The 24,560-nt window shown below is 71.1% G+C and carries 22 protein-coding genes and 1 riboswitch; of the genes, 5 read left to right on the top strand and 17 right to left on the bottom strand.

The genetic code is table 11. From position 1 onward, the window contains the following. Positions 1-309 precede the first annotated feature (309 nt). The 5 genes from ligA to AC3IYJ_RS27285 form a co-directional block, all read right to left on the bottom strand. Positions 310-2,520 (bottom strand): NAD-dependent DNA ligase LigA, encoded by a 2,211-nt coding sequence (gene ligA / locus AC3IYJ_RS27305; protein ID WP_489397366.1) that lies wholly within the window; start codon positions 2,518-2,520, stop codon positions 310-312. A gap of 31 nt (positions 2,521-2,551) precedes the next feature. Continuing rightward, on the bottom strand, positions 2,552-3,535 hold the full coding sequence (locus tag AC3IYJ_RS27300) for a methionine synthase (RefSeq protein ID WP_489397365.1): 984 nt from the start codon (positions 3,533-3,535) through the stop codon (positions 2,552-2,554). Then, entirely contained in the window at positions 3,532-4,221 is a 690-nt protein-coding gene (locus AC3IYJ_RS27295; protein WP_489397364.1) for an SDR family oxidoreductase, read from the bottom strand. Before AC3IYJ_RS27295 ends, AC3IYJ_RS27300 begins: the two co-directional genes overlap by 4 nt. A 108-nt stretch (positions 4,222-4,329) precedes the next feature. After that, positions 4,330-4,674, bottom strand: coding sequence for a DUF1330 domain-containing protein (locus AC3IYJ_RS27290; protein ID WP_489397363.1), 345 nt, complete (start codon positions 4,672-4,674; stop codon positions 4,330-4,332). A 53-nt stretch (positions 4,675-4,727) separates the two neighbouring features. Continuing rightward, positions 4,728-5,783 carry a GlxA family transcriptional regulator gene (locus AC3IYJ_RS27285; RefSeq protein ID WP_489397362.1) on the bottom strand — a complete coding sequence of 352 codons (1,056 nt, stop codon included), beginning with the start codon at positions 5,781-5,783 and terminating at the stop codon, positions 4,728-4,730. Positions 5,784-5,958: 175 nt separating this feature from the next. Between AC3IYJ_RS27285 and AC3IYJ_RS27280 the strand changes: the two genes are divergently transcribed. Further along, complete coding sequence (locus AC3IYJ_RS27280; RefSeq protein WP_489397361.1) at positions 5,959-6,882, top strand: NADP-dependent oxidoreductase; 924 nt, start codon at positions 5,959-5,961, stop codon at positions 6,880-6,882. An 8-nt stretch (positions 6,883-6,890) separates the two neighbouring features. Here AC3IYJ_RS27280 and mnmA read toward each other — a convergent pair whose 3' ends face one another. Further along, entirely contained in the window at positions 6,891-8,030 is a 1,140-nt protein-coding gene (gene mnmA / locus AC3IYJ_RS27275) for a tRNA 2-thiouridine(34) synthase MnmA (RefSeq protein ID WP_489397360.1), read from the bottom strand. A gap of 67 nt (positions 8,031-8,097) precedes the next feature. Between mnmA and AC3IYJ_RS27270 the strand changes: the two genes are divergently transcribed. Continuing rightward, positions 8,098-8,781, top strand: a complete 684-nt coding sequence (locus AC3IYJ_RS27270) for an N-acetylmuramoyl-L-alanine amidase (RefSeq protein WP_489397359.1) — start codon at positions 8,098-8,100, stop codon at positions 8,779-8,781. Positions 8,782-8,797: 16 nt separating this feature from the next. On the opposite strand, the gene AC3IYJ_RS27265 is transcribed toward AC3IYJ_RS27270, so the two are convergent. From AC3IYJ_RS27265 to AC3IYJ_RS27215, 11 genes are all read right to left on the bottom strand, one after another. Next, positions 8,798-9,961, bottom strand: coding sequence for a cysteine desulfurase family protein (locus AC3IYJ_RS27265; RefSeq protein WP_489397358.1), 1,164 nt, complete (start codon positions 9,959-9,961; stop codon positions 8,798-8,800). A 123-nt stretch (positions 9,962-10,084) separates the two neighbouring features. Further along, complete coding sequence (locus AC3IYJ_RS27260; protein ID WP_489397357.1) at positions 10,085-10,951, bottom strand: thioesterase family protein; 867 nt, start codon at positions 10,949-10,951, stop codon at positions 10,085-10,087. Positions 10,952-11,031: 80 nt separating this feature from the next. Further along, entirely contained in the window at positions 11,032-11,688 is a 657-nt protein-coding gene (locus AC3IYJ_RS27255; RefSeq protein ID WP_489397356.1) for a trimeric intracellular cation channel family protein, read from the bottom strand. Between the two features lie 271 nt (positions 11,689-11,959). Then, positions 11,960-13,078 (bottom strand): ABC transporter ATP-binding protein, encoded by a 1,119-nt coding sequence (locus AC3IYJ_RS27250; protein ID WP_489397355.1) that lies wholly within the window; start codon positions 13,076-13,078, stop codon positions 11,960-11,962. Next, positions 13,075-14,211, bottom strand: a complete 1,137-nt coding sequence (locus tag AC3IYJ_RS27245) for an ABC transporter ATP-binding protein (protein WP_489397354.1) — start codon at positions 14,209-14,211, stop codon at positions 13,075-13,077. Before AC3IYJ_RS27245 ends, AC3IYJ_RS27250 begins: the two co-directional genes overlap by 4 nt. Next, positions 14,208-15,209, bottom strand: coding sequence for an ABC transporter permease (locus tag AC3IYJ_RS27240; RefSeq protein WP_489397353.1), 1,002 nt, complete (start codon positions 15,207-15,209; stop codon positions 14,208-14,210). Before AC3IYJ_RS27240 ends, AC3IYJ_RS27245 begins: the two co-directional genes overlap by 4 nt. 182 nt (positions 15,210-15,391) lie before the next feature. Further along, complete coding sequence (locus AC3IYJ_RS27235; protein ID WP_489397352.1) at positions 15,392-17,167, bottom strand: ABC transporter substrate-binding protein; 1,776 nt, start codon at positions 17,165-17,167, stop codon at positions 15,392-15,394. Between the two features lie 31 nt (positions 17,168-17,198). Further along, entirely contained in the window at positions 17,199-18,191 is a 993-nt protein-coding gene (locus AC3IYJ_RS27230) for an ABC transporter permease (RefSeq protein WP_489397351.1), read from the bottom strand. A 494-nt stretch (positions 18,192-18,685) separates the two neighbouring features. Beyond that, a complete protein-coding gene (locus AC3IYJ_RS27225) occupies positions 18,686-19,426 on the bottom strand; it encodes an enhanced serine sensitivity protein SseB C-terminal domain-containing protein (RefSeq protein ID WP_489397350.1) in 741 nt (246 codons plus the stop codon). Between the two features lie 67 nt (positions 19,427-19,493). Further along, a complete protein-coding gene (locus AC3IYJ_RS27220) occupies positions 19,494-20,204 on the bottom strand; it encodes an enhanced serine sensitivity protein SseB (protein WP_489397349.1) in 711 nt (236 codons plus the stop codon). 124 nt (positions 20,205-20,328) lie between these two features. Beyond that, entirely contained in the window at positions 20,329-20,973 is a 645-nt protein-coding gene (locus AC3IYJ_RS27215) for an AAA family ATPase (RefSeq protein ID WP_489402948.1), read from the bottom strand. 282 nt (positions 20,974-21,255) lie between these two features. Continuing rightward, positions 21,256-21,358: riboswitch (glycine riboswitch) on the top strand. 184 nt (positions 21,359-21,542) lie between these two features. Between AC3IYJ_RS27215 and gcvT the strand changes: the two genes are divergently transcribed. The 3 genes from gcvT to glyA all read left to right on the top strand — a co-directional run bounded on the left by gcvT (position 21,543) and on the right by glyA (position 24,465). Then, positions 21,543-22,658, top strand: a complete 1,116-nt coding sequence (gene gcvT, locus AC3IYJ_RS27210; RefSeq protein ID WP_489397348.1) for a glycine cleavage system aminomethyltransferase GcvT — start codon at positions 21,543-21,545, stop codon at positions 22,656-22,658. Between the two features lie 151 nt (positions 22,659-22,809). Next, positions 22,810-23,193: a glycine cleavage system protein GcvH gene (gene gcvH / locus AC3IYJ_RS27205; protein WP_489397347.1), complete on the top strand. Its 384-nt coding sequence runs from the start codon at positions 22,810-22,812 to the stop codon at positions 23,191-23,193. Positions 23,194-23,208: 15 nt separating this feature from the next. Beyond that, positions 23,209-24,465 carry a serine hydroxymethyltransferase gene (gene glyA / locus AC3IYJ_RS27200; protein ID WP_266881241.1) on the top strand — a complete coding sequence of 419 codons (1,257 nt, stop codon included), beginning with the start codon at positions 23,209-23,211 and terminating at the stop codon, positions 24,463-24,465. Positions 24,466-24,560 lie beyond the last annotated feature (95 nt).

Genomic DNA, 24,560 nt, shown 5'->3' with positions numbered 1-24,560 from the left:
AGCAGCCGTGCACGACGGGCGCACCCCTCAACAGTAGGACGCGAGAGGCACCCAGGGGCAGCGGTCGGCGGCGGTTGCCCGAATACGACCCGGCCATCCTCATCAGTACGGTATCCGCCGAACGGGTGAGTTTGGACCAGGACCCCCCAATCACCCGTCCGATGATCCGACAGCCCCCCACCCCTCGACCAGCCTTGTACCGGCCTTGAGTCCACCGTGTACCGGCCGTTCGCCTCCGGGTGCCACCGGCCCGAGCGCCTGGCGTGCGCCCGCTCCCACGGCCGCACGCCACGCATCTGTTCGCCTTCGCTACTCCGCTTCGGCGGCGCCGTCCACCGGAAGGGCGGCCGCGCGGGCCGCGTCCGGGCCCTGTTCGAGGAGGACGGCGAACCCGGCGTCGTCGAGGACGGAGAGCTTCAACTGCATTGCCTTGTCGTACTTGGAGCCCGGATTGTCGCCGACCACGACGAACGAGGTCTTCTTCGACACCGACCCGGTCACCTTGGCGCCGAGGCTCTGCAGCGCCTCCTTGGCCCCGTCCCGCGTGTGGCTCTGCAAAGTGCCAGTGACGACCACGGTCAGCCCCTCCAGCGGACGCGGACCCTCCTCCTCGCCGGAACCTTCCTCCTCCATCCGGACACCGGCCTCGCGCCACTTGCGCAGGATCTCCTGGTGCCAGTCGACCGAGAACCATTCCTTGAGGGAGGCCGCGATGATCGCGCCGACCCCGTCGGTGGCGGCCAGTTCCTCCTCGGTGGCCTGTTCGATGCGCTCGATGGACCGGAACTCGCGGGCGAGCGCCTCCGCGGCGACCGGCCCCACGTGACGGATCGACAGGCCGTTGATGATGCGGGCGAGCGGGCGGTCCTTGGCGGCCGCGATGTTCTCCAGCATCGACAGGGCGTTCTTCTTCGGCTCGCCCTTCTGGTTGGCGAAGACCGTGACGATCTTCTCCTCGCCCGTCTTGGGGTCCCGCTTGGGCAGCCCGCTGTCCGGGTCGAGGACGTACGCCTTGATGGGCAGCAACTGCTCGATGGTCAGGTCGAAGAGGTCGCCCTCGTCGCGCAGCGGCGGGTCGGCCGGCTCCAGGGGGCGGGTGAGCGCGGCGGCGGCCACCGCGCCGAAGTTCTCGATGTCCAGGCACTGGCGGCCACCGAGGTAAGTGATCCGCTCACGCAACTGCGCTGGGCAGGTCCGCCCGTTGGGGCAGCGCAGGTCGATGTCGCCTTCCTTCATCGGCCGCAGCGGCGTCCCGCACTCAGGACAATCGGCCGGCATGACGAACTCCCGCTCGCTGCCGTCCCGCAGCTCCTCGACCGGACCGAGGATCTCGGGGATGACGTCGCCGGCCTTGCGCAGCACGACGGTGTCCCCGATGAGCACGCGCTTGGCCTTGACGACCTCCTGGTTGTGCAGGGTCGCGAACTCCACCTCCGAACCCGCCACCGTCACCGGCTCCACCTGGGCGTACGGGGTCACGCGCCCGGTGCGGCCCACGCCGACCTTGATGTCGATCAGCTTGGTGTTGACCTCTTCGGGGGCGTACTTCCAGGCGATGGCCCAGCGCGGGGCGCGCGCGGTGGCGCCGAGGCGGCCCTGGAGCGGGATCTCGTCCAGCTTGACGACGACTCCGTCGATCTCGTGCTCGACGGAGTGCCGGTTCTCGCCGAAGTACGCGATGAACTCGCGGACCTCGGCGAGCGTGGACACCGCCTTGTTGTGCTGGGCGGTGGGCAGGCCCCACTCGTGCAGCAGCTCGTAGGCGTGGGAGAGCTTGTCGATCTCGAGGCCCTCGCGGGCGCCGATGCCGTGGACCACCATGTGCAGCGGGCGGGTGGCGGTGACCTTCGGGTCCTTCATGCGCAGCGACCCGGCCGCCGCGTTGCGCGGGTTCCTGAAGGCCTTGTCGCCCGCCTCGACCAGCCGGGCGTTGAGGGCCTCGAACTTCTCCACCGGGAAGAAGACTTCGCCGCGGATCTCGACCAGGGCCGGGATCCGGTCGCCCTTGAGGCGGTCCGGGATCTCGGCGATGGTGCGGACGTTGGGCGTGATGTCCTCGCCGGTGCGGCCGTCGCCGCGGGTGGCCGCGCGGGTCAGGCGGCCGTTCTCGTAGGTGAGGTTGACGGCCAGGCCGTCCACCTTGAGCTCGCACAGGTAGTGGTAGTCGGAGGTGTTGGCGTCCCGGGCCACGCGCTCGGCCCAGGCCGCCAGCTCCTCGTCGTCGAAGGCGTTGTCGAGGGAGAGCATCCGCTCGCGGTGCTCGACGGAGGCGAAGCCCGTCGCGTACGCCCCGGCCACCTTCTGGGTGGGGGAATCGGGCGTGCGCAGCTCCGGGTACTGCTCCTCCAGCGCCTCCAGGGAGCGCAGCAGCTTGTCGAACTCGGCATCGCTGACGACCGGGTCGTCGTTCACGTAGTACCGGAAGCGGTGCTCCTCGACCTGCTCGGCGAGCAGCGCGTGCTGCCCGCGCACCGCCGCCGGTACGGCCGTCTCGCTGCCCTGCTTCTGTTCGGCTGCCATGCCGTGTCCTCCCGTGGCCCGTCTCAATACATCACTCAGGGTTGTCGGCGAGCGACCTCGCCGCCCTGACGCAGTGCGCCTGAACCGCCCGCGCGTAGGCGGGCGAAGCGCCCGCCAGACCGCACGAAGGGGTGACCACGACGGACTCCGCCAGAGTCCCTGGGGCCAGCCCCAGCCTGCGCCAGAGCTTCCTGACACCCATGACGCTACCGCCCGGGTCCGACAACGGGCCGTCGGTGCCGGGCACCACTCCGGCGAAGAGTTTCGTACCGTCTTCGACGGCTTCCCCGATGGCGTCATCCTCGCGCTCGGTGAGCAGGGAGAAATCGAACGACACGCCCGAGACGCCCGCGCGTCGCAGCAGGGCGAAGGGGACCTCGGGTGCGCAGGAGTGCACGATCACCTCCCCGTCGTGGACGGCGAACAGCTCGCGCAGGGTGCCCTCGACGACCTGCCGGTCGACGGCGCGGTACGTGCGGTAGCCGCTGGCCGAGCGCACCCGGCCGAGCAGGACCGACGTGAGCGAGGGCTCGTCGTACTGGAGCACGATCTCGGCGCCGGGAATGCGCTTGTGCACATCCGCCAGGTGCTCGCGCACGCCTTCGGCGAGGGATCCGGCCAGGTCCCGGCAGGCGCCCGGATCCTGGAGCATGGCCTCGCCGCCGTGCGTCTCCAGGGCGGCGGCCAGGGTCCACGGCCCGACGGCCTGGACCTTGAGCTTCCCCTGGTAGCCCTGGGTGAACTCCTCCAGGGCGTCGAGGTCCTCGCCGAGCCAGGAGCGGGCCCGCTTGCTGTCGCGGCCGGGGCGGTCGCTGATCCGCCAGCCGCTCGGCTCCACGTGCGCGTACATGTCCACGAGCAGCCCCAGCGACCGGCCGATCATGTCCGCGCCGGGCCCCCGGGCGGGCAGCTCGGCGAGGTACGGGAACTCCTCGAAGGAGCCGGTGACCGTCTTGGCGGCCTCGCGGGCGTCCCCGCCGGGCAGTGAGCCGACCCCCGTCGCCGAGGCGGTCACCGGCCGGGCCGGACGGAGAGGTCGGACACCACGGCGTCGCGGGGCAGGTCCACGGCCATCACGATGGTCGTCGCGACGGACTCGGCGTCGATCCAGTCGGCGGCGTCGTAGGACTCGCCCTCCTGGGAGCGGACCTTCGCCTGCATGGGGGTGGCGGTGCGGCCCGGGTAGACGGAGGTGACGCGGATGCCGTTCGGCTTCTCCTCCTCGCGCAGCGAGTCGGCGAGGGCCTTGAGCCCGTGCTTGGAGGCGGCGTACGCGCTCCACTCGGCGTGGGCGGCGAGGCCGGCGCCGGAGTTCACGAAGACGACGGTCGCGTGGGAGGCGCGCAGGGTGGGGAGCAGCAGGCGGGTCACCTCGGCGGGCGCGATGAGGTTGACGTTGAGCTGCTGGTGCCAGGTCTTGGGGCGCAGCTCGCCGACGGGCCCGAGGTCGACGACTCCGGCGATGTGCAGGAGGGAGTCGATGCGCTCGGGGATCGCCTGCTTGGAGAAGGCCCAGGAGAGCCGGTCGGGGTCGGCGAGGTCTCCGACGAGAGCGGTGGATCCGGGGTAGCGGCCGGTGAGCTGCTTGGCGCGGGCGGCATCGCGTGCGAGCAGGACGAGATCGTCGCCACGGGCGTGCAGGCGGTTCGCGACGGCGGCGCCGATGCCGGATCCGGCACCGGTGATGAGGTGAGTAGCCATACCGCCCATGCTCGCACCCCGGCCGGCGTCGGAGGCCCGCTGGGCCGGACCCCCGGACCTGCCGGCGGTCCGGGGCGGCGTCGGGGGCCGCCGACAGGGGGACCCGCGTCAGAGGCCGGCGGCTTCGCGGAGGCGGGCGGCCGTCGCCGAAGCGTCGTAGTCGGGTGCGACTCCCTCGACCAGGACGACCTCGCCCGCGATGTGGCGGGTGCGCTGCGGGAGGATCGCTTGGTAGGCGTCGGAGGCGTACCAGGCGCGGGCGCTCTCGATGTCCGGGAAGGCGATCACGACGACCGAGCCGGGGAAGGGGCCCTCCATGACCTCCACCTGCTTGCCGTGCACGAGGAACCGGCCTTCGAAGGGGTCCATCGTCGACTGGACCACGCCCATGTAGTGCAGGATCTCTTCGTTCATGGTCTCGGGGCGCAGGTGTCCGATGGCGTACGCGGTCATGTTCGTCTCCCCGGTCGAGGGGCCCGGCGTTCCGGGCCGCTGGAACGAGCCTGTCAGCGGGGAGCCGCGCGGTCGATTACCTCCGGGGTCATGTGGAAGGTGCGGCGGTAGGCGATCGGTGAGATGCCGAGGGCGGAACGCATGTGCTGGCGCAGGGAGTTCGCGGAGCCGAAGCCGGAGCGCTGGGCGACCAGGTCGACCGGGAGGTCGCTGGACTCCAGCAAGTTGCGGGCGATCTCCAGCCGTTGGGCGGTGAGCCACTGCACCGGGGTCATGCCGACCTCGTCGCGGAAGCGGCGGGTGAAGGTGCGCAGGCTCATCCGGGCGTGGGCCGCCAGCTCGGACAGGGTGACCGGCTCGGCGAGGCGTTCCAGGGCCCAGGCGCGGGTGGCGGTGGTGGTGGCGACGGTGGGTTCGGGGACGGGCCGGTCGATGTACTGGGCCTGGCCGCCGTCGCGCCAGGGCGGTACGACGCACATGCGGGCGGCCCGGTTGGTGACGGCGACGCCGTGGTCCCGGCGGATCAGGTGCAGGCACAGGTCGACGCCGGCGGAGACCCCGGCGGAGGTCAGGACGTCGCCGTCGTCGACGAAGAGGACGTTCTCGTCGATGCTGACGCGGGGGTAGGCGCGGCGGAATTCGAGGGCGAGGTTCCAGTGCGTCGTCGCGGGCCGGCCGTCGAGCAGGCCGGCGGCGGCGAGGACGTAGGAGCCGGAGCAGATGGAGACCAGGCGGGCGCCCGGGCGGATGCCCGCGATGGCGGCGGCCACCTCGGGCGGCAGTGGACCGCCGAGGGCCAGCTCGGGCATGGCGTGGGTGGGCGGGACGATCACCGTGTCGGCGGCGGCGAGGGCCTCGGGCCCGGCGGCGGGCTGGAGGACGAAGCCGGAGTCGCTGGGCACGGGGCCGCCGTCGGCGGTGCAGACGACGACCTCGTACAGGGCTTCGCCGGACTCGTCCACGGCGCTGCCGAAGACCCGGGAGGGGATCCCCAGCTCGAACGGCGGGAATCCGGGCAGGGCGAGCACCGCGACCAGGTGGCGGCCGCCTTCGCCGCTCCCCCGGGGCGCCCCGGCCGGCGGCGTCCGTTCCGCTCGCACCTCACTCATGGCCAAATCCTGTCACATAGTGGCCAGACGGCCAACACCGGCGGAAGTCACGGTGGACGAATCTGGGACACGTCACCGGAGAACACTCCGGTTTCGGAGCAGTCGGACGTGGTCAGGCTTAGTCGGACTTGGCAGTACGCGGCCGGACACAGTCGGACGGATTGAGGAGATCAACATGCGCGCGATGGTCGTGAGCGAGTGGGGCGGCCCCGGGACCCTGGTCGAGCGGGAGATCGAGCGGCCCGAGCCCGGCCTGAGCGAGATCCTGGTGCGCGTCCACGCGGCCGGGGTGAACCCGGTCGACTGGAAGACCCGGGCCAGCGGCGCCCTGATCGCCTGGGGCGAGGTCCCGATCGTGGGCTGGGACGTCTCCGGCACCGTCGAGGCGGTCGGCCCCGGCGTGACCCTGTACCGCCCGGGCGACGAGGTGTACGGGATGCCGAGCTTCCCCCGCCAGGCGGGCGGCTACGCCGAGTACGTGGTGGGACCGGCCCGGCACTTCGCCCCCAAGCCCGCCTCGCTCGACCACGTGCAGGCGGCCGCCCTGCCGCTGGCGGCGCTGACCGCCTGGCAGGCGCTGGTGGACACGGCCGCGATCGCCCCCGGGCAGCGGGTACTGGTCCACGCGGCGGCGGGCGGCGTGGGCCACCTCGCGGTGCAGATCGCCAAGGCGCGCGGCGCGTACGTCATCGGCACGGCGAGCGCGGCCAAGCACGGCCTGCTGCGCGAGCTGGGCGCCGACGAGCTGATCGACTACCGCTCGGCCGACTTCACCGAGGTGGTGTCGGACGTGGACGTGGTGATCGACGCTCTCGGCGGGGAGACCGGCGAGCGCTCGCTGAAGGTCCTCAAGCCCGGCGGACACCTGGTGACCCTGCCCACCCCGGACGACGTCCCGGCGGACGCGGCGGGCGTCCACACCGGCTGGACCCTGGTCGAGCCGGACTACCGGGGCCTGCTGGAGATCGCGTCCCTGGTGGAGGCGGGCCGGCTGCGCCCGTTCGTCGAGGCGGTCCTTCCGCTGTCAGAGGCCGCGAAGGCCCACGAGATCGGCGAGCGGGGCCGGACCACCGGCAAGATCGTCCTGACGGTGGCCTGACCGCCGCCTCAGACCGCGGCCGCCGCCGTTGACCGGGTGGTCGTCGCGATGGTCGCGGAGCCGACCACGCGCGTGCCGTCGTAGAGGACGATCGCCTGGCCGGGGGCCACACCGCGCACCGGCTCCGTGAAGGAGACCCGCAGCTCGCCGTCGACCATTTCGGCGAAGACCTCGGTCTCGCCGCCGTGGGCGCGCAGCTGCGCGGTGTACGTGCCCGGGGCGGCGGCCGTGGAGCCGCACCAGCGCGGGCGGATCGCGGTGAGGGCCGTGACGTCGAGGGCCTCTACGGGGCCCACGGTGACGGTGTTGTTCACCGGGGAGATGTCGAGGACGTAGCGCGGCTTGCCGTCGGGGGCCGGGTGGCCGATCCGCAGGCCCTTGCGCTGGCCGATGGTGAACCCGAAGGCGCCCTCGTGGGTGCCGACCTTCTCGCCGGTGGCCTCGTCCACGATGTCGCCCTCGGCCTTGCCGAGGCGGTTCGCGAGGAAGCCCTGGGTGTCCCCGTCGGCGATGAAGCAGATGTCGTGGCTGTCGGGCTTCTTCGCGACGGCCAGACCCCGCTCCTCGGCCTCGGCGCGGATCTCTTCCTTGGTGGTGAGGGTGTCGCCGAGCGGGAAGAGCGCGTGGGCGAGCTGCTTCTCGTCGAGGACGCCGAGGACGTACGACTGGTCCTTGGCCATGTCCGAGGCGCGGTGCAGCTCGCGGGTGCCGTCCTCGCTCAGGACGACGGTGGCGTAGTGGCCGGTGCAGACGGCGTCGAAGCCGAGGGCGAGGGCCTTGTCGAGCAGCGCCGCGAACTTGATCTTCTCGTTGCAGCGCAGGCACGGGTTCGGGGTGCGACCGGCCTCGTACTCGGCGATGAAGTCCTCGACGACGTCCTCGCGGAAGCGCTCGGCGAGGTCCCAGACGTAGAAGGGGATGCCGATGACGTCGGCGGCGCGGCGGGCGTCGCGGGAGTCCTCGATCGTGCAACAGCCGCGGGCGCCGGTCCGGAAGGACTGCGGGTTCGCGGAGAGCGCGAGGTGGACACCGGTCACGTCGTGCCCGGCTTCGACCGCGCGGGCGGCGGCGACGGCGGAGTCCACGCCGCCGGACATGGCGGCCAGGACGCGAAGGGGGCGGGTGCTGCTCGGCAGGTTCTCAGTCATAGCCCGTCCAGGGTACGGGGAACCGCGCCGGGTCACAGCGCGTTATCGGCTCTGGGGGGTGGATCACATGGGGAACAAGGGCGCAAAGGCCGGTGCGGGGCCCAAGGCGGCGCCGCGCAGAACGCGCCGGGCGGTGCTGTTCGGGGGGCTCGGGGTCTTCACGGTGGCGGCGGTCGCGGGGCGTGACGATCTGCGGCGGGCCTGGTGGTTGCTGCCTGGGGTGGGCAAGCCGCGGCAGGAGGGCGCGGTGGACCACCCGGGAGTGGGCTGGACGGCCGCCTCGCCCGCGAACTGGCGACTGGCGGACCGGCCGGACGACTACCGCGTGGACCGGATCGTCATCCATGTCACACAAGGCGGCTTCGCGTCCTCGGTGGATGCCTTCAAGAACCCGTGGCACCAGGCGTCGGCCCACTACATAGTCGACCAGGACGGCCACATAGAGCAGATGGTGCGCGAGCTGGATGTCGCCTTCCACTCGGGCAACCGCTCCATGAACGAGCGCAGCATCGGCATCGAGCACGTCGGGTTCGTGGACCGGCCGCAGGACTTCACGGACACGATGTACGAGGCTTCGGCGCGGCTCGCCGCCGACATCTGCCACCGGTACGACATACCCGTCGACCGCAAACACATCCTGGCCCACTCCGAGGTCCCGGGCACCGACCACACGGATCCGGGCCCCCACTGGGACTGGAACCGCTACATCCGCCTGGTCGGCGAAGCCCTGGCCGCACGCCGTACCGGCTGAGCCCCGCCGTCCAGCACTAGCTGAGCCCCGCCGTGCGGGCTCGGGCCACGGCCGGGCCGATGGCGGCGGCGACCGCGTCGACGTCGGCCTTGGTGGAGGTGTGGCCGAGGGAGAAGCGCAGGGTGCCGCGGGCCAGCTGCGGGTCCGTACCGGTGGCCAGCAGGACGTGGCTGGGCTGCGCCACGCCCGCCGTGCAGGCGGAGCCGGTGGAGCACTCGATGCCCTGGGCGTCGAGGAGGAGCAGCAGGGAGTCGCCCTCGCAGCCGGGGAAGCTGAAGTGGGCGTTGGCGGGGAGCCGGCCGGCCGGGTCGCCGCCGAGGACCGCGTCGGGGACCTCCCGCAGGACGGCGGCGACGAGTTCGTCGCGCAGCGCGCCGATCTCGGCGGCGAACCGTTCGCGCCGCTCGGCCGCGAGCACGGCGGCCACCGCGAAGGCGGCGACGGCCGGTACGTCCAGGGTGCCGGAGCGGACGTGCCGCTCCTGGCCGCCGCCGTGCAGGACGGGTACGGGGCTCTGGTCGCGGCCCAGGAGCAGGGCGCCGATCCCGTAGGGTCCGCCGACCTTGTGGCCGCTGACGGTCATGGCGGCGAGCCCGGACTCGCCGAAGCGCACGTCGAGCTGACCGAAGGCCTGGACGGCGTCGGAGTGCAGCGGGATGCCGGATTCGCGGGCGATGGCGGCCAGTTCGGCGACCGGCATGACGGTGCCGATCTCGTTGTTGGCCCACATCACGGTGGCGAGGGCGATGTCGTCGGGGTCGCGTTCGACGGCCTCGCGGAAGACCTCGGGGTGCACGCGGCCGTAGCGGTCGACGGGCAGGTACTCGACCCGGGCCCCTTCGTGCTCCGCGAGCCAGTGCACGGCGTCGAGGACGGCGTGGTGCTCCACGGGGCTGGCGAGGATCCGGGTCCGGCCGGGGTCGGCGTCGCGGCGGGCCCAGTAGAGCCCCTTGACGGCGAGGTTGTCGGCCTCCGTGCCGCCCGCGGTGAACACCACCTCGCTCGGACGGGCCCCGAGCGCTTCGGCGAGGGCCTCGCGGGCCTCCTCGACGGTGCGGCGGGCACGGCGGCCGGCGGCGTGCAGGGAGGACGCGTTGCCGGTGACGCCGAACTGCGCGGACATCGCCGCAGCGGCCTCCGGGAGCATCGGAGTGGTGGCGGCGTGGTCGAGGTAGGCCATGATCCCCCGATTCTACGAGGCCTCGTGCCGCGGATTGCCCCGCCGGGGGCTTACGGGATAGGGACGGATGCACCCGGGAGCCCGTTGGGAGGTCCCGGGTGTGTACGTCGCGGCCGCCCGGCGTCAGGAGCGCGGAGCGACCCTCGGGGCGCGGGCCAGCTGTCGGGACTGGGCCACAAGGCGGTTCGCCGAGTCCCAGACCTCCGCGTCCTCCTCCAGGAAGCCGCCCGCCAGGTTGCGGGTGGTGATGGCCACGCGGATCGGGCCGGGGGCCGGGCGGGCGCGGACGTGGGCGGTGAGTTCCACCGTGGGGGTCCAGCCGAGGAGTCCCAGGTCGAAGGAGGTCGGCGGGAGCGCGTCCACCGCCAGGAGCAGGGAGATCGGGTCCGCGTCGCGCCCGTCGGCGAGCTCGAACCAGGCCCGCATCTCGCCCTTGCCCGAGGGCTGCCCGAGGGCCCAGCCGGCCGTCGCCGGGTCCAGTCGCAGCCGGAGCCGGTCGACGATCGCGGAGCTGCCGGGGATCGGGGCCGGGCCGGCCTCGGGGCCGAGGCAGTCCTCGTAGGCGGGCATGACGGGCGGCAGGGCCGTGGTGTGGACGGCGTCCGGGAGCTCGGAAAGGTCCCCGTACGAGGCCACCACGCGCAGGCGCTCGACCTCGGCGCCGCTCTCGTCGTACTGGAACAGGGAGGCCTGGCCGGTGGAGAGCGAGTTGCCGATGCGCGCGACCTCGGTGCGGATCACGGCGGGGCCGGGCACGGACGAGGTCAGGTAGTGCGCGGAGACCGTGAACGGGTCCGGGTGCGGCAGGGCCGCCGACAGGGCGCGGCCGACGAGGGCCAGGAGGTACCCGCCGTTGACGGCGGTGATGATCGTCCACCCGGCGGAGAGGTCCGCGTCGTACACCCCGTGGTCGCCCTCGCGGGCGGTGACGGCGGTGTCGCGGTCGAACTCGCTGTCGCCGATGGAAGCCTTGGCAGCTGCGTGTGACATGGAACGAAGGTACAACGAGTTAATACTAAGCGGTAGCTTTCCTGGGTTGCGGGCCCGTCACAGCCGGTCGGCCCGTGCGGCTACGGCTCCTCCGCCACCGCCGAGCGGCGGTTCCAGGCGAGCGGGGCGCGCCAGTGGTAGCGGATCGCCAGCAGCCGCAGCACGAAGGTGGTGACGATCGCCAGGCCGGTGGTGACGGCGTTCAGGGCGTCGAAGCTGATGAAGAGGGCCACCATCGAGGCGCCGATGACGGCCGGGACGGCGTACATCTCGCGGTCGCGCAGCAGCGAAGGCACCTCGTTGACGAGCACGTCGCGCAGCACGCCGCCACCGACGGCCGTGGCGAGGCCGAGCGCGGCGGACGCGGTGAGGCCGAGGCCGTACTGGTACGCCTTGGTCGTGCCCGTCACGCAGAACAGCCCGAGGCCGGCCGCGTCGAAGACGTTGATGGCGCGGTTGATGCGCTGGACCTCGGGATGCAGGAAGAACACGATCGCGGCGGCGACCAGCGGGGTGACGAAGAAGCCGAGGTCGCCGAAGGCAGCGGCGGGGGTGGCACCGATGACGATGTCGCGGAAGAGACCGCCGCCGAGGGCGGTGACGAGCGCGAGGACGACGATGCCGAAGACGTCGAAGTTCTTGCGTACGGCGAGCAGGGCGCCGGCCGTCGCGAAGACGAAGATGCCCGCGAGGTCCAGGCCGTGCTGGATTCCGGGCGGGAAGAGATCGTGGAGCACGGGCCCATTCTGCCGGTCGCCTGGCGGCGTGCCTGAACGGGTGGGGTCGGGGGTGCCCCCCGGGCCGTTTCTCGCGGGCGCGTGGCCTGTGGGGGCGGCCGTTCGCCGTCGGGTGCGGCGCCGTGGTCGGGGGCTCTGCCCCCGAGCCCCACGCCTCAAACGCCGGCGGGGCTGGATTTTCGCCCGGCGGAGCTGGATTTGCCCGGGGCGGGACTGCCCGGCAGAGCCGGAAACTGGCCGGGCCGGGGCTGTTCGCCCCGGCCCGGTCGGGTCAGTCCGAGACCGTCGCGACCGCCTCCGCGGCGCCCGGGAGGGCCGGGTCGCCCGGGGCCTGGTCTGGGGCGTTCTCCGGGTGGTGGCAGGCGACCTGGTGGCCGGTCTTGAGGGCGGCCAGCGGGGGTTCCTGCGTCGTGCAGATCTGGGTCGCCTTCCAGCAGCGCGTGTGGAAGCGGCAGCCGGCCGGCGGGGAGATCGGGGACGGCACGTCGCCCTTGAGCAGGATGCGGCCGCTCTTCGCCCCGCGCCGCCTCGGGTCCGGGACCGGCACGGCCGACATCAGCGCGGTCGTGTACGGGTGCATGGGCGCCTCGTACAGGGACTTGCGGTCGGCGAGCTCGACGATCTTGCCGAGGTACATGACCGCGATGCGGTCGGAGACGTGCCGGATGACCGACAGGTCGTGCGCGATGATCACGTACGTGAGGCCGAGCTCCTGCTGGAGGTCGTCCAGCAGGTTGACCACCTGGGCCTGGATCGACACGTCGAGCGCCGACACCGGCTCGTCCGCGACGACCAGCTTCGGCTTCAGGGCGAGCGCGCGGGCGATGCCGATGCGCTGGCGCTGGCCGCCGGAGAACTCGTGCGGGTAGCGGTTGTAGTGCTCGGGGTTGAGGCCCACCAGGGACAGGAGGCGCTGCACCTCCGCCTTGAGGCCGCCCTCAGGCTGGACGCCCTGGAGCTTGAACGGCGCGCCGACGATGGTGCCCACCGTGTGGCGCGGGTTCAGCGAGCCGTACGGGTCCTGGAAGATCATCTGCACGTCGCGGCGCAGCGGACGCATCCCGCCGACGCTCAGGTGCGTGATGTCCTTGCCCTCGAACTCGACCTTCCCGCCGGTCGGTTCGAGCAGCCGCGTGATCAGCCGGCCCATGGTGGACTTGCCGCAGCCGGACTCGCCGACGATGCCGAGGGTCTCGCCGGGGTAGACCTCGAAGTCGATCCCGTCGACGGCCTTCACGGCCCCGACCTGGCGGCGCAGCAGCCCCTTGGTGATGGGGAAGTGCTTGACCAGGCCGGTCACCTTCAGCAGCGGTTCGGGGGAATCCACCGCCTGCACGGGCAGCGTTCCGGCGGCCGCGCCCGTCTCGCCCGTCTTCTTCTTATCGGTCACAGCTTCGGCGCAATCTCTTCGGTCCAGATCCGGTTCCGCTGCTCCGGGGAGAGGTGGCAGGCGGCCCAGTGCCGGCCGTCGCCCTCCGCGGATCCGTCGACCAGGGCCAGCTCGGGCCGCTGGGTACGGGTGATGCCGCCCTTGGGGAGGTCGGCGTAGGGGCAGCGCGGGTGGAAGGCACAGCCGCTCGGGATGTTGATGAGGCTGGGCGGCGAACCCTTGACCGGGATGAGGCGTTCGGTCTGGTCGCGGTCGATGCGCGGCATCGAGCCGAGCAGGCCCCAGGTGTAGGGGTGCCGGGGCTCGTAGAAGATCTTCTCGGCGCTGCCGCGCTCGACGCACCGGCCGCCGTACATCACGAGGATGTCGTCGGCCATCTCGGCGACCACGCCGAGGTCGTGCGTGATCATGATGACCGCGGAGCCGAACTCCCGCTGCAGATCGCGGATCAGGTCCAGGATCTGCGCCTGGACGGTGACGTCCAGGGCGGTGGTCGGCTCGTCGGCGATGAGCAGCTCGGGGTTGTTGACCAGCGACATCGCGATCATCGCGCGCTGGCGCATGCCGCCGGAGAACTCGTGGGGGTACGAGTCCACGCGCTGGTGCGGCTCCGGGATGCCCACGCGGTCGAGCATCTCGATGGCCCGCTTGCGCGCGGTCTTCTTGTCCACGTCCTGGTGGGTCCGGTAGGCCTCGATGATCTGCTTGCCGACCGAGTAGTACGGGTGCATCGCCGACAGCGGGTCCTGGAAGACCATCGCCATCTTGCGCCCGCGCAGGGTGCGCACGTGGTCCGCGTCGGCCTGGACGAGGTCCTCGCCGTCGAGGACGACCTCGCCCGAGATCTGCGGGCGGTTGCGGACGTGCCCGGTGCGGTGCAGGCCCATGATGGCGAGCGAGGTGACCGACTTGCCGGAGCCGGACTCGCCCACGATGCCGAGGGTCTTGCCGCGCTCCAGGTCGAAGGAGAGCCCGTCGACGGACTTGACCAGGCCGTCGTCGGTCGGGAAGTGCACCTTGAGGTCGCGCACCGAGAGGAAGGCCCGGCATGGCGACCCGCCCTGCTCGGGAACGAAGGCGGGGGTGGTCGCGGATACCGCGTCGGCGTCGGCGGTTGTGTGCTTCTCGGTCACGTCAGCCTCACGCGCGGGTCGATGACGGCGTACAGCAGGTCCACGATCAGGTTGGCCAACACCACGAAGAGCGCGGCGAGCAGGGTGACGCCCATGATCACCGGGAGGTCGCCCGCGCCGATGGCGGCGACGGCGGCCGTCCCCAGACCCTGGAAGTTGAAGGTCGTCTCGGTGAGCACCGCGCCGCCGAGGAGTCCGCCGAGGTCGAGGCCGAACATCGTGACGACCGGGGTGAGGGTGGAGCGCAGGGCGTGCTTGCGGATGACCACGCCCTCCTTGAGGCCCTTGGCCCGGGCGGTGCGGATGTAGTCCTCGCCGAGCACTTCCAGCATCGTGGCGCGGGTGATGCGGGCGTAGGTGGCGGCGAAGAGGAAGGCCAGGGTCACCCAGGGCAGGATCAGCGAGTTGAGCCAGGCCGCCGGATCCTCGGTGAGCGGTTTGTAGTTGGAGACGTCCAGCCAGCCGAGGCTGTAGACGAAGACCGCGGGGGCCACCATGCCGGTGAAGAAGATCGGCAGGGAGACACCGGCGAGCGCGCCGACCATGACGGTGCGGTCGACGGCGGTCCGGCGTCTGAGCGCGGAGATCACACCGGTGGCCACGCCCGCGATCACCCAGATCACGGCCGCCCCGAGGGCGAGCGAGAGGGTGACCGGCATGCGGTCGACCATGGTGTCCCAGACCGGGACCTCGGTCTTGAAGGAGTATCCGAAGCACGGCGCCGGGCAGTGGGTGATCTCTACGCCGGCGTCGTAGTCGCGACCGGTGAAGATGCCCTTGATGAAGATCAGGTACTGCTCGGAGATGGGCTTGTCGAAGCCCATCTTGACCCGGATGCCCGCCAGGGCGGTCGCGTTGGTCTCGCGTCCGGCATACATGAGCGCCGGGTCGCTGCCGGTCAGCTTCGGGACCGCGAAGAAGATGCCGAAGGTGACCGCGGAGACCACCAGCAGCGTTGCGGCGACGTTGAAAAGTCGCCGTATGAGGTAGACGAGCACTGCAGTCGGCCGCTCGGGCCGACGGCCGCCGCCCCTTGTGGGGACGACAGCCGCCGCCTGCGGCCTTCACCTGCCCTTCGGACTAGCGCATGTGCGGTGAAGGCGTAACCAGCTGTGTCTGACGAGCCGGGGGTCCGGGCCGCCCGAGGGATCGGGCGGCCCGGACCTTGCGGCGGCCTTTACTACTTCACGACGCCGATGGTGGCGAGGTCGATCTTGCCCATCGAGTCGTTGAAGTAGACGTTGGTCAGGCGCGGGTTGTGGTAGACGAAGGCCTTGTCGAAGTTGATCGGCAGGTAGAGGGCCTTCTCCATGATCTTCTGGTTGATCTGGGTGTAGAACGGCGCGGCGGCGTCCGGAGTGGCGGCGGCAGCGGCGGTCTTGAACAGCCCGTTGATCTCAGGGTCGTTGATCATGGTGTAGTTGTTGTTGCCGTTCGGCAGGATGAACGATCCGTCGACCAGCGGCTGCAGGAAGCCGGAGCCGGAGTTGTAGTCGGCACCCCAGCCCATGACGATGATGCCGTAGCCCTTGGTCTTCACGTTCTCCGGCGAACCGATGACGGAAGAGGAGAGCTTGCCGTCGTACTGGTCGATCGTGGCCTTGATGCCGACCTTGTCGAGGGCCGCCTGCAGGGACTCGGCGGTCTTCACCTCGGGGGCGCGGTTGTTGCGGACCGCGATGGTGGTCGTGAAGCCGTCAGGCTTGTTGCAGGCCTTCAGGGCCTCCTTGGCCTTGTCGATCTGCGGCTCGCCCTTGGTCAGGTTGAACGGGTCGTACTTCTTGTCGGCGCCGGGGATGCCGGGCGGCAGCATGTTCGCACCGAGGTCACCGCTGGTCGGGCCGCCACGGGCCGTCTGCAGGGACTTCGGGTCGGCCGCGTAGATGACGGCCTTGCGGCACTCGATGTTGTCGAACGGCGCGACGGTCGTCGGGAAGGCGAAGTAGCGGATGTAGCCCGTGAAGGGGTTGTCCGCGTTGGCCTTGAGCGCGTCGTCCTTGAGGACCTTGTTCTTGCCGGCCGCCTGCATGCCCGTGCCGTCGACCGCGAGGTCGATGTCACCGGAGAGCAGACGCGCGTCCATGTCGTCCGGGTTGGTGGTCACCGTGAAGGTGACCGAGTCCGGCAGGCCCGTACGGATCGTGTCCGTCTTCGGGTCCCAGTTCTCGTTGCGGACGAAGGTCGCGCCCTTGCTCGCCGTGAACTCCGAGACCTTGTAGGGGCCGGTGGAGACGGGCTTGTTGGTGTACGTGGCACCCGTGTCCTTGCCCGCCGGGACCGGCGAGGAGGACGGCATGGCCAGCAGGTACTTGAAGTCGGAGTTGGGGCTCGCCAGGTTGAAGACGATCGTCTTGTCGTCCGGCGTCTCGACGGACTTCAGACCCATCTTGTTGGGGTCGGTGTCCTTGTACGGGCCGGGGTACTTCTGGCCCTGGTCGAGGACGTCGATCAGGTACGTGGGACCGCCGGACAGCACGTCCTGCGCGAAGACGCGCTCGATGCCGTACTTGAAGTCCTTCGAGGTGATCGGCGTGCCGTCCTCGAACTTCACGCCGTCCTTGATCTTGACGGTGTAGGTCTTGCCGTCGTTGCTCAGGACCGGGTCGGCCGCCGCGAGGTCCGGGACCAGCTTGGTGCCGGCCGCGCCGGGCTTGCTGTCGTACGCGAACAGCTGGCGTATGTAGAGACGCTGCAGGTTCCACACGAAGCCGTAGTAGGCGCGCGCCGGGTCGAGGTAGTCGACGTCCTGCGGGGACCAGAGCTTGAGCTCTCCGCCCTTGGTCGTCGACGGGTTCACGACGCCCGTGGTCGCGGCGTTGAAGCCGCTGGCACCGACGGACGCCTTGGCGTCCGGCTTCTTGTCCGCGGCTTTGTCACACGCCACGGCGGACACCGACAGGGCAGCGACCACCGCGGTGATCGCGAGCGCCTTCTTTCTGCGGATCACGTTGTCCAACCTCCATAGGTGGGTGAAGCGTTGAAGCGGTTCAGCTGCCCTTGGGGTCGAGTGCGTCACGCAGCCCGTCCCCGAAGAGGTTGAACGCCAGGACGGTGATGAAGATCGTCATACCGGGAACCACCATGTACATGGGGTCGTCCTGGTAGATGGGGACGGCGTCGGAGAGCATCTTTCCCCAGGAGGCCGTGGGCGGCTTGACGCCGGCACCGAGGAAGCTGAGGGCCGCCTCCGTCAGGATGTTGGTCGGGATGATCAGCGTCGTGTAGACGAGGATCGGTGCGACCAGGTTCGGCAGCAGCTCCTTGATCAGGATGTAGCCGCGGCCGGCCCCGAGGCTGCGTGCCGCCTCGACGTACTCGCGTTCGCGCAGCGAAATCGTCTGGCCTCGCACGATGCGGCCGATGTACGGCCAGCCGAAGAAGCCGATGACGACCACCAGCACGCCCATGCGGACACCGGAACCGGTGAAGCCCCAGAGGGAGTTGGGGACCACCGAGACCAGCGAGATGGTGAAGAGCAGCTGCGGGAAGGCCAGCAGCAGGTCCATCGTGCGGCTGATGATGCCGTCGACCCAGCCGCCGAGGAAGCCGGCCAGGGCGCCCAGCAGGCTGCCGAGGACGACCGAGACGAAGGCCGCGAGGAAGGCGACTACCAGGGAGATGCGCGCGCCGAAGACGATCCGGCTGAACACGTCGCGACCGTTGGTCGGCTCGACGCCCAGCAGGTAGTCGGGGCTGATGCCGCCGAACGAACCGAGCGGTGTGCCGAATTCCGGGTCGAGCAGATCTTCGTGGAACTCGTTGGGCGGGTGGCCCAGCAGGCTCACGATCAGCGGGGCGAAGACCGCCACCAGGATCAGGAAGATCACGATCACGCCGCCCGTCAGCGCGACCTTGTCGCGCTTGAGCCGCATCCATGCGATGCGGCCGGGCGAGCGGCCTTCGATGGCCTTGGCTGGGACGTCGGCTACGGACACGGGTGCGGGTGCTTCCGCGCTCGTGTCATGCAGTGGTGCCGTCATCGTGGTGGGGACCCCTCTCGGCCGACGGGTGGATCGGCCCATGCCCGCCGCTGTGGCGGCGTTGGTGCGGAGTGGCGCTCGGAGTGCGGTGTGCGGGTGTGCGGTGCACCGGGCAGCGCTGCGCCGTGGATACGGGCGTTGCTGGTGGTGCACGTGGTGCTGTACGAAACGACAAGCGAATTTCCCGTGGCGAACCAGTCTTTGGAGGACTGACCCGCTCTTGGGTGGGGAGTCTTCATCGGGCGCTCGATCAGCCGCCAGACCCGCAGGTGAATGGATGCGCAACCGTGATGTGAGGGTCGAGTTCCCGTTATCCGGACTTCGCTGCCACCTCAGCGGAGCAAGACAGCCTGTTCGGTACGGAATCGGACATGGCACCCAACTCGGCGTACTACCATGCCTATTGGGCGTACATCAGGGTTGAAATCAGGACAACGCAAAGGCCGCACGGAACGACTGTTCCGTGCGGCCTCGGGTGGCTTGATACCGATGTCTCAGTAGGCGGGCGCCTGTCCCTCGCGGTCGTAGAACGGCCGTGTCCGGGCGCGCAGCCACATCGCGACGGGGTCGTGCTCGTCCGCGAGCGCGACCGTGCACACGGGCACCCCCTCGGGGACCACACCGACCGACTGGCGCATCATTTCCCGTACGGACTCCAGCGCGTGCGCGGAGGCGTCGTACAGGTCGAGCCCCACGGCGAGGTACGGGGACCCCAGCGCGGGCTGCACCCAGGCGCGGCGCAGCGAGCGCACGGCGGGCGTGCGGTGCGCGTGCTGCGTCAGCAGCCCGTAGAACTGCGGGAGCTCGATGGCGGGCTCGGACAGCCGCAGCGGCCCGGCCGGCATCCGCTCCAGGCCGGTGGCGATCCGGCGCAGGTCGGCCCAGGGAATGCCGACGCCGCCGCCCTGGGCGTGCGGGTTGAGCCACAGCCCCCAGCGGTCGGGGTAGAGGGCGCGGGCGATGTCCCGGCCGGTGACCACCTCGTAGCCGCGGTTCCAGCCGCTGGCGGCCAGCTCCTGCGGGGAGGTCACGCAGGGCGCGTACCCGAGGTTCTCGACCTCCACGCCGCCGTACTGGGCGTCCGGGGAGCCGGGCTGCCCTTGCCAGAGCAGCATCCACAGCCGGCCCTCGGCGAGGGCGTGCAGGAGTGACTCGTAGCTCTCATAGCGCCCGGGAGTCACTTGGCGCAGCATGTGCTCGACCTGCCCGACCGCGGCCGTGCCTGACGCACTCACCCGGTACCCCTCTTCGTCTCTTCGTCCGCCCGTCGCCCACGCGTGTCCGCCCCCAGCTTAAGCGTGCCTACATCAGGTGGAAGGGGCGTACGCGCGTAACGATGAAGTCGACGACCGGGTCCTCCACGCCGTCCAGGAGGATCAACTGCACAGGCCAGGGCGCTGGAACCCGTGCGAGCGCGCGCCCGAGGGCCTCCATCGGGGCGTTCCGCATGTCGGGCTCCCATCCCACCAGCCGGACACCGACGTACAGCTGCGGCGCCCCGCCCTCGACGCTGGCGAGGCAGCGGTGGGCGGCCACGACGACTCCGGTCGCGCGGAACTCCTCGGCGGCGGCGGCCAGGAAGTCCACCGGGTCCTCCTGCCAGTCGGGCTCGAAGAGCCGGACCCGTCCGCCGGTGGCGGGGCCGTCGAGCGGGCTGCGGCCCATCCGGCAGAGCTCCGCGACGGCGGGCGGGGGCAGCGGGGCGCCGACGGCCCCCTCGGGGTTGAGCGCGATGCCCAGCTGCGGGGGCAGGCCCCGGGCGAAGTCCACGGCGGGGGCGACGGCGAAGTCCATGGCGGGCCCGGCGCAGACGCGGAACTGCTCCTCGGAGGTGTAGACGGGCACGTACGCGGCGCCGTTGATCTCCATGGTCGGCAGGTCCAGGCTCTGCGCGCCCCCGGGCAGCGGGATCCACACGTGGCTGCGCCCGAGCACTTCGAGGATCCGCCCGCCGGCATCCGCCTGCCCCAGCGCCGCCCCGAGCACCTGCTCCAGCTCGTTACCCGGCCACATGTACGCCTCCGCTTGCTTGCCCTTGTTCCGCCCCGAGGTTATCGGGCGGAGGCGGGCCGTCCGCCGGGGCGGGAGCCGTAGTGGCGCGGCTCACTGAACGGCCGGTGGCAGTGGAAGGGACGATCTAGCCGCAGGGCCGGTGGAAGTCGATCGCCGTCAGGCGGGCGGCCGCCGGGCGGTCCAGGAGGACCACCGAGGCGCAGCCGGCCGGCGGACGGCCCGACTCCGCCTCGCGCAGCAGCCGGGCCACCGCGCCCCGGTGCCGGGCGAAGGCGTACGCCGACACGCCCCGGCCCCGCGCGGCCTGCCCGGCCCGGGCCTCCTCGGGGGTGGTGTCCAGCAGCACCAGGTGCAGGGCGCGGCCCCGGCGCCGGGCGGCTCGGGCGAGGAGGGTGCGCACCCAGCTCTGCGTACCGCAGTCGTGGACCACGGCCGAGGCGCCGGAGCGGAGCACCCGCCACAGTCCCCAGTAGTGCGCGATCCGGACCACGGGTCGGTAGACGGCGTAGGGCAGCAGGGCCGGCATCCGGCGCTCCCACCGCTCGCGCGCGTCCTGGGAGTCGATGCCGCCGCCTTCGGCGGCCCGCTTGAGCAGGGTGGTCTTGCCGCCGCCGGGCAGTCCGGAGACGACCACTATGTCCCCTTCGGCGAAGCGGAGCCGCCCGGGGACCGCCGCCGGGCCGGCCGCGGCGCGGGGGCCGCGCAGGTCCCGTACCCTCGTCGGCGCGCCGGGCCGGGGGACGCTCCGCTGGGTCGGCACCGCGGACACCAAGGGCTCGCCGGGAGCCGCACCCGCGCCCGCACCGGCGCCCGCATCCGCCGCAGGCCCCGTACCCGCGCCCGATTCCGTACTCGCCGCCGCCAGTGCTCCGAATCTCCGCACAGTGATCGCCTCCCCCGCATCGGGTCACGAGGACCCTTCACCCCTGAGTGTAAAGAGACGGTAATCCGGGGGCCCCGGTTCCGCTCTGCTTCCGGCCCCCCTCCCCCATTCGGCCGCACGCCGTGCAATGATGTGCGCCATCTGGACACCAACTGCATACCGGCCGCTTGAATCCACGCGGGAGAGTTCCGACCGGCCCGAGGGCCGTGCCGGACGCCGAAGGAGCAAGTACCTCCCTTGAATCTCTCAGGCCCCGTACCGCGTGGATGAGGCAGATCTGAAAAGCGAGCCGCGCAGGCGCCCATGAGGGCACCGGCGTCGGCTCCACCCAAGGTGCAAGTCGAAGACCTTCCCCTGGAAGCGGGGAACTCTCGGCGAACCTCTCAGGTTCCGATGACAGATGGGGAGGAACTCCTCCTCGTCATGTCATGCCCTGGGACCCGGGAGCCACACCCATGAGCACTGCCCCCCGCCTGACCGCCCTCGATGCGCTGCACCGTGAGCTCGGTGCGACCATGACCGATTTCGCGGGCTGGGACATGCCCCTGCGGTACGCGAGCGAGCGCGACGAGCACAACGCCGTCCGCACCAAGGCCGGTCTGTTCGACCTCTCCCACATGGGCGAGATCACCCTGACCGGCCCCGAGGCCGTCAAGGTCCTGGACTACGCGCTGGTCGGCAACATCTCCACCGTCGGCGTCGGCCGCGCCCGCTACACGCACATCTGCCAGGAAGACGGCGGCATCCTCGACGACCTGATCGTCTACCGCCTGGGCGAGACCGAGTACATGGTGGTCGCCAACGCATCCAACGCGCAGATCGTCCTCGACGCGATCACCGAGCGCGCCGCCGGCTTCGACGCCGAGGTCCGTGACGACCGCGACGCCTACGCGCTGCTCGCGGTCCAGGGTCCCGAGTCCCCCGGGATCCTCGCCTCCCTCACCGACGCCGACCTGGACGGGCTGAAGTACTACGCCGGCCTGCCCGGCACGGTCGCCGGGGTGCCCGCGCTGATCGCGCGCACGGGCTACACCGGCGAGGACGGCTTCGAGCTGTTCGTCGCCCCCCAGTACGCCGTGGAGCTGTGGCAGGCGCTGACCAAGGCGGGCGAGGGCGTCGGCCTGGTCCCGGCCGGCCTGTCCTGCCGCGACACCCTGCGCCTGGAGGCGGGCATGCCGCTGTACGGGCACGAGCTGACCACCTCCCTCACCCCGTTCGACGCGGGTCTGGGCCGGGTCGTGAAGTTCGAGAAGGAGGGCGAGTTCGTCGGCCGCGCAGCCCTGGAGGCCGCCGCCGAGCGCGCCGCCTCCAACCCGCCGCGCAAGCTCGTCGGCCTGATCGCCGAGGGCCGCCGCGTGCCGCGCGCCGGCTTCTCCGTCACCTTCGACGGCCAGGTCGTCGGCGAGGTCACCTCGGGCGCCCCGTCCCCGACGCTGGGCAAGCCGATCGCGATGGCCTACGTCGACGCGGCGTACGCCGCGCCCGGCACCTCCGGCGTCGGCGTGGACATTCGCGGTACGCATGAGGCGTACGAGGTCGTGGCCCTGCCGTTCTACAAGCGGCAGAAGTAACCCCGCAACGGATCGGAGACCGTACGGGTCGCCCTCGTGGCCTCCCGTACGGGCCCACGCCCGCGGGCCCGCGCCCGCACACCGTCCCGGTCCGTCCCGGCACGCAAGACCACTGTTCGATCCACTCCCCCGCATCCAGGAGAATCAGGTCATGAGCAACCCCCAGCAGCTGCGTTACACCAAGGAGCACGAGTGGCTGTCGGACGCCGTGGACGGCGTCGCGACGGTCGGCATCACGGAGTTCGCGGCCAACGCGCTCGGTGACGTCGTCTACGCCCAGCTCCCCGAGGTCGGCGACACCGTCACCGAGGGCGAGACCTGTGGCGAGCTGGAGTCGACCAAGTCGGTCAGCGACCTGTACTCCCCCGTCACCGGTGAGATCGTCGAGGCCAACCAGGACGTCGTGGACGACCCGGCGCTCGTCAACACCGCCCCCTTCGAGGGTGGCTGGCTGTTCAAGGTGCGTCTGACGGAGGAGCCGAAGGACGTGCTCTCCGCCGACGAGTACGCCGCGCTCACCCACTCCGACAACTGACCCCAGGGGATCTTGATGTCCGTACTGAACACCCCCCTCCATGAGCTCGACCCCGACGTCGCCGCCGCCGTCGACGCCGAGCTCGTGCGCCAGCAGTCGACCCTGGAAATGATCGCGTCGGAGAACTTCGCTCCGGTCGCCGTCATGGAGGCCCAGGGCTCGGTCCTGACCAACAAGTACGCCGAGGGCTACCCGGGCCGCCGCTACTACGGCGGCTGCGAGCACGTGGACGTCGTCGAGCAGATCGCGATCGACCGCATCAAGGCGCTGTTCGGTGCCGAGGCCGCGAACGTGCAGCCCCACTCGGGCGCGCAGGCCAACGCGGCGGCGATGTTCGCGCTGATCAAGCCGGGCGACACGATCATGGGCCTGAACCTGGCCCACGGCGGTCACTTGACCCACGGCATGAAGATCAACTTCTCGGGCAAGCTCTACAACGTGGTCCCGTACCACGTCGACGAGACCGGCGAGGTCGACATGGCCGAGGTCGAGCGCCTCGCCAAGGAGTCCAAGCCGCAGCTGATCGTCGCGGGCTGGTCCGCCTACCCGCGCCAGCTGGACTTCGCCGCCTTCCGCCGTATCGCGGACGAGGTCGGCGCGTACCTGATGGTCGACATGGCGCACTTCGCCGGTCTGGTCGCGGCAGGTCTGCACCCGAACCCGGTGCCGCACGCCCACGTGGTCACCACCACCACGCACAAGACCCTCGGCGGTCCGCGCGGCGGCGTCATCCTGTCGACGCAGGAGCTGGCCAAGAAGATCAACTCCGCGGTCTTCCCGGGTCAGCAGGGCGGCCCGCTGGAGCACGTGATCGCGGCCAAGGCGGTCTCCTTCCTCGTCGCGGCCTCGCCCGAGTTCAAGGAGCGCCAGGAGCGCACCCTGGAGGGCGCGAAGATCCTCGCCGCCCGTCTGGTCCAGGACGACGTCAAGGCCGTGGGCGTGGACGTCCTCACCGGTGGCACCGACGTGCACCTGGTCCTGGTCGACCTGCGCAACTCCGAGCTGGACGGTCAGCAGGCCGAGGACCGCCTCCACGAGGTCGGCATCACGGTCAACCGCAACGCCATCCCGAACGACCCGCGGCCGCCGATGGTCACCTCGGGTCTGCGGATCGGTACGCCGGCGCTGGCCACCCGCGGTTTCGACGCCGAGGCCTTCACCGAGGTCGCCGAGATCATCGCGCAGGCGCTGAAGCCCGCCTACGACGCGGACGACCTGAAGGCGCGCGTCTCGGCGCTCGCGGCGAAGTTCCCGCTGTACCCGACGCTCTAGGCGCCGGCCTGGGAGGGCCCGGTCTTGTTTTGCACAGGGCCGGGCCCTCCTCATGACCAAAGCCCCAGGCGGATGCGGCCCATTGCCACTGAATA

The organism is Streptomyces sp. GL_140 (assembly GCF_057834465.1).
The sequence above is the reverse complement of the archived record's forward strand: the minus strand, read 5'-3'. Positions and strand labels throughout refer to the sequence as shown.